Here is a 4740-nt window from a genome sequence, read left to right on the forward strand (position 1 = left end):
GAGCCGGATATCGACTCTCTACTTCCTTGGAACTTCTCTCATTAATAATCGCCCCGTGGAATCATGGGGCGGATACTAAGGAACAGGTTCCATGGGGCAACCATATTCACCGGCAAGACCTCGTATCTGATTCGCTTTCGCTGTTCTTTGGCGGACTAGCTCTTCACGCACACGATGAAGGGCTTCATCATCTTGCTGTTCAACTGTTTTATTTGTGGCAAAGCGCATTTGCGACCTCCCAGACACCTCACAAATGGCCTCAGCGTCCACCTTGTTGTTCTTATTCGTTTTACGCCCGATTCACATACTGAGGAGCAATCAATTTAACCTGATTATATCCCAGAGCAGCTAATTCTCTTGCCCAAAAATGTGCAAAACAGCAGGCTTCTAAGGCAATAGCTGCGTTCGTTGGAACACGTTAGCAATACCTCAGATCCAGGATTCACTATTATATTGACCTTGCCAGAATACTTCTTGTTCATTAACTGCTTGAATATTGAACATATTTTTGCCAGGTAAACACCACCCCGAATGATAAAATTCACCTTCCCTTGCTTTAATTTGCATCTTTCCATCAACTGATGATGGTTGCTGAGGTGAGCTGCGTCCATACCATTGGATACGATGTTTGCGCACTAGCTCAACATAAATAACTCAAAAAGCATGACAAGCATCACAATAAAATCAGAGCGTTACATAACTTAAGCTATGGGTACATAAGTGCTATTTATATATTTCCAATTCTATATAAGATCAGCGACTAAATTCACTATTGATAGAGTCCAATATGATTACTCAACTTATCACCCCTAAATTAATCCGCAAAGATTTGGTAGCTGAAACCAAACAAGCAGTTTTTGAAGAGCTTGCGGATGTTCTTGCAGCCAATAATAAAGTAAGTGATAAAAATGGCTTTCTCGCTGATATTTTAGCGCGTGAAGCACTTAGCGTAACATCGATGGACGGAATTGCTTACCCGCACGCGAAAAGTAGTTTCGTAGTAGAACCTGCCATTGCTGTCGGTGTAAAGAGTTCTGGTATTGATTACGACGATGAAGAAGGAATTGAACCTAGAGTATTTTTCATGATCGCTTCACCAGATAATGGTGCTGACCATCATATTCATGTGCTGCAAGAACTGTTCGGTAAATTTAGTGATGAGTTCATCGAAGCCGTAGTTAATGCTGATGGTGAAAACAAAGTACTTGATATCCTGATAAATTCATAGGTAACGATATGAGTTCAACAATGACTCCAACTAAGAGTGACTTGAAGTCAAATTTAGTCACCTTAAAACAACACTTGCTTTTTGGTACATCCCACATGCTTCCTTTTATTGTCGCAGGTGGTGTTTTACTGGCGCTCGCCGTTATGGCCTCAGGTAAAGGCGCTGTACCTGAAGATGGACTTCTAGCCGGTATTTCAACGATTGGTATTAAAGGTCTCGTGCTATTTCCAATTATCCTTGGTGGATTTATTGGTTTTTCCATTGCAGATAAACCTGCACTCGCTCCTGCTATGATTTCGTCTGGAATTATGGCCGATATGGGGGGGGGCTTTCTTGGATGTATTGCTTCCGGCTTCATAGCTGGCGGCGTCGTGTATCAGCTTAAGAAAATCCCTCTATCTACTAACATGACCGCATTGGGTGCATACTTTATCTATCCATTGATTGGTACTTTGCTTTCTGCCGGTATTGTTCTTTGGGGTATTGGAGAACCTATCAAATTATTCATGACTTCTATGAATGCCTTTCTTGAGTCAATGGCTGGTTCGTCTAAGGCTGTCTTAGGTGCAATTCTTGGTGGCATGACAGCGTTTGATATGGGTGGTCCAATTAACAAGGTGGCGACTTTATTTGCTCAAACACAAGTAGATACACAGCCTTGGCTAATGGGTGGTGTTGGGATTGCTATCTGTACCCCTCCTTTAGGTATGGCACTCGCAACGTTTATGTTCAAAAAGAAGTTTAGCAAACAAGAGCAAGAGGCCGGCAAAGCGGCGGCAATCATGGGCTCTATTGGTATTTCTGAAGGTGCGATACCATTTGCAGCAAACGACCCTGTTCGAGTTCTTCCTTCAATTGTGATTGGTGGTGTGGTCGGTTGTGTCTTTGGTTTCTTAACTGACATTCTCCTTCATGCCCCATGGGGCGGTCTAATTACGGCCCCTGTATCAAGCAACATACCTATGTATGTTACAGGCATCGCGCTCGGCTCTCTCACTACAGCATTAATTGTGGGCTTTTGGAAACCTGTTGCTGATGAAGAAGACAGCTCTGATGCGCTGGACGAGGCACCGATTAATCATGCTCCTGCTACCAAAGTGAGCGAAGGACAATATGATGTTGTTGCTGTAACCTGCTGCCCTTCTGGCGTTGCACATACCTTTATGGCCGCAAAAGCACTAGAAAAAGCCGGCGCAAGTGCTGGTGTAAGCATCAAAGTTGAGACACAAGGGCAAAACGGTATTCAAAATCGTTTGAGTACAGCGGATATTAAAAATGCGAAGCTCGTTATTTTGGCTCATGATATTCAGGTAAAAGATGCTAGTCGCTTTGAGGGTAGCAACATTTTTGAGTGCTCTACTAAAGAAGCGATGAAAAAAGCTAACTCTCTCATTCAATTCTAATAGTATAAAGAATGTGGATATATAGGAATCTAGCGTAGTTTAAGGGTATGTAATCAAGCTCGTATTTTATCTAGCATGGGAAACGATGCCTCGATAAGACGCCTTAATGCGACCGCCATAGACTGTTAGAACTCAAATCTATCTTAAACGCCCAGAACACTTATTCTGGGCGTTTTCTATGTAGTAGTACCTTCATGTTCAACGTAACATCTGATGATTTTAACGAACTTCATGAATTTCGTGACTATATTGAATACGAAGGGTTAAAGCTCGCCTGGAAACCCAACCCAAAGCAATTAGTTCAAGAGCTCTGTTTTATACTCGACAAAAAGGAGGTCAACTTAAGTAATTCAAGTCAGTTAGACAACCAGTTCCATCAGACTTTCATTTCCTTGTGTGATAACAGATATTTCAAGGAGTCATACTCTTTGAACTCGGCGCGTATGGCTACAGCAAGGAATCATTAAGGAAGTAACGAAGAACATTTATTACGTTCACTCGAACGGCACCGCGCTATTGTCAAATCCTTGCAAAAAAAGAACACTGATGACGCTCAGCGCCAACTTTTTTGCCATATTTTACAAGCACATGAGTCCAACTGGAGTACGACTAACTTATCATGAGAAACTAAAATGATTGTAGGATTGTAGGATTGTAGCGAGTTTAACTGGGCTTTACTTCAAACCGTTAACTATACTCAGAGCAGCCAAACCAAATATCGGATTGGAACATGTATTCAATGCTAAACGAGTTGGAGCTGCTTGTATTTTTCTGTTTTTGTTTGACCGTTGGTTTTAATATTTTCGCTTTTTTGGGGAAATGTTATTCAATCACTACGCGGCGTACTTGGTGTCATTTGGGGCTTTATTTTCTTTCGAGACCAAGTGTTAGCCCATAAATCAAGTTGGACAAGAAATTTGTGTGCTACCGGAGGTGTTTTTTAGCCGTTATGCTATTTATACTTGATAATGTGAGATTATAAATTAATAAGTGCTTTCACAGAAAATAATAACTCGTAACGCAAATAACCTAATACGATGCAATCAATACTCTGCGAATTGATTGATATAAATCATAGCCTGTAATTTATAAAGAATATAACCTAATCACATCATTTATAATTAATAAGAAGAACATGTCTAATAAAGAAATTAAGTTCATTGCGGTCGATATGGACGGAACACTACTCGATCATAACGGCCATCTACCCGAAGATTTCTTTCCTATTTATCAAAAGCTTAGTCAACGAGATATTACTTTCGCTGTCGCTTCAGGACGACAATATTACAGTTTACGAAACACATTTGCACCAATCTGTGATCAGATGATGTTCATTGCTGAAAATGGCACGTTGGTAATGAAAGGTGGAAAGCAATTGTATCGCTCTGAGATCTCCCCTAATGCTGTCCCTGAAATAATAAACGATGCACGTGGAATCAATGGAGCACATATCGTTTTGTGTGGAACAAAATCAGCCTACATTGAAACCCGAGACCCGTTATTTTTGAAGGAAGTAAACAAATATTTCGCGCACTGTCAAAGTGTTGATGACCTTTTGGATGTGAACGACCAAATTATTAAGATTTCCATTTGCCATTTTGATGGTGCTGAAGATTACGTATTTCCTTTAATGAACAGTAAATTTGGCCATAGCCAGCAAGTAGTTTTAAGTGCAAAAGTCTGGCTTGATATCATGAACGCTAACGCCTCTAAGGGAGCGGCTATTAAGTATTTACAAGAGTCTTTGGGATTTAACCATGAGCAGACAATGAGTTTTGGTGACTACCTTAATGACCTTGAAATGTTAAAGGTAAGCCACCATTCTTATGCAATGGAAAACGCTCACCCAAAACTGAAACAGATTGCGCGCTTTTCAGCACCTAGTAATCGTGAAGGTGGAGTTATAACTGTCATAAAGAAAGAGTTACGTATATCTTCCTAGCTAAATTCACTTACTTTGTTTTAATTAATATTATAATTCCAGATTATTTAGTGTATTTGACCACTATTTAATAGTAGCACTTTATAAACGGTATCCGCCCCATGATTCCACGGGGCGATTATTAATGAGAGAAGTTCCAAGGAAGTAGAGAGTCGATATCCGGCTCA

At 40.6% G+C, this 4740-nt stretch carries 5 protein-coding genes; 4 read left to right on the forward strand and 1 reads right to left on the reverse strand.

What is annotated here, in order from left to right; translation table 11 throughout:
- Window positions 1–75: 75 nt before the first annotated feature.
- Entirely contained in the window at window positions 76–228 is a 153-nt protein-coding gene (locus tag ACVA53_RS24685) for a hypothetical protein (protein ID WP_446506592.1), read from the reverse strand.
- Between the two features lie 559 nt (window positions 229–787).
- Between ACVA53_RS24685 and ACVA53_RS24690 the strand changes: the two genes are divergently transcribed.
- The 4 genes from ACVA53_RS24690 to ACVA53_RS24705 all read left to right on the forward strand — a co-directional run bounded on the left by ACVA53_RS24690 (window position 788) and on the right by ACVA53_RS24705 (window position 4573).
- Window positions 788–1228, forward strand: coding sequence for a PTS sugar transporter subunit IIA (locus tag ACVA53_RS24690; protein ID WP_446506593.1), 441 nt, complete (start codon window positions 788–790; stop codon window positions 1226–1228).
- A gap of 8 nt (window positions 1229–1236) precedes the next feature.
- A complete protein-coding gene (locus tag ACVA53_RS24695; protein ID WP_446506594.1) occupies window positions 1237–2631 on the forward strand; it encodes a fructose-specific PTS transporter subunit EIIC in 1395 nt (464 codons plus the stop codon).
- A gap of 194 nt (window positions 2632–2825) precedes the next feature.
- Window positions 2826–3098, forward strand: coding sequence for an FCD domain-containing protein (locus tag ACVA53_RS24700; protein WP_446506595.1), 273 nt, complete (start codon window positions 2826–2828; stop codon window positions 3096–3098).
- Window positions 3099–3766: 668 nt separating this feature from the next.
- Window positions 3767–4573 carry an HAD family hydrolase gene (locus ACVA53_RS24705; protein WP_446506596.1) on the forward strand — a complete coding sequence of 269 codons (807 nt, stop codon included), beginning with the start codon at window positions 3767–3769 and terminating at the stop codon, window positions 4571–4573.
- The last annotated feature ends 167 nt before the right edge of the window (window positions 4574–4740 follow it).

This window comes from Photobacterium sp. DNB23_23_1 (assembly GCF_052873815.1).

Bases quoted from the DNA above. Each gene is read 5' to 3' on its own strand.
- ACVA53_RS24685 (WP_446506592.1), bottom strand. From the start codon at position 228: ATGCGCTTTGCCACAAATAAAACAGTTGAACAGCAAGATGATGAAGCC.
- ACVA53_RS24690 (WP_446506593.1), top strand. From the start codon at position 788: ATGATTACTCAACTTATCACCCCTAAATTAATCCGCAAAGATTTGGTA.
- ACVA53_RS24695 (WP_446506594.1), top strand. From the start codon at position 1,237: ATGAGTTCAACAATGACTCCAACTAAGAGTGACTTGAAGTCAAATTTA.
- ACVA53_RS24700 (WP_446506595.1), top strand. From the start codon at position 2,826: ATGTTCAACGTAACATCTGATGATTTTAACGAACTTCATGAATTTCGT.
- ACVA53_RS24705 (WP_446506596.1), top strand. From the start codon at position 3,767: ATGTCTAATAAAGAAATTAAGTTCATTGCGGTCGATATGGACGGAACA.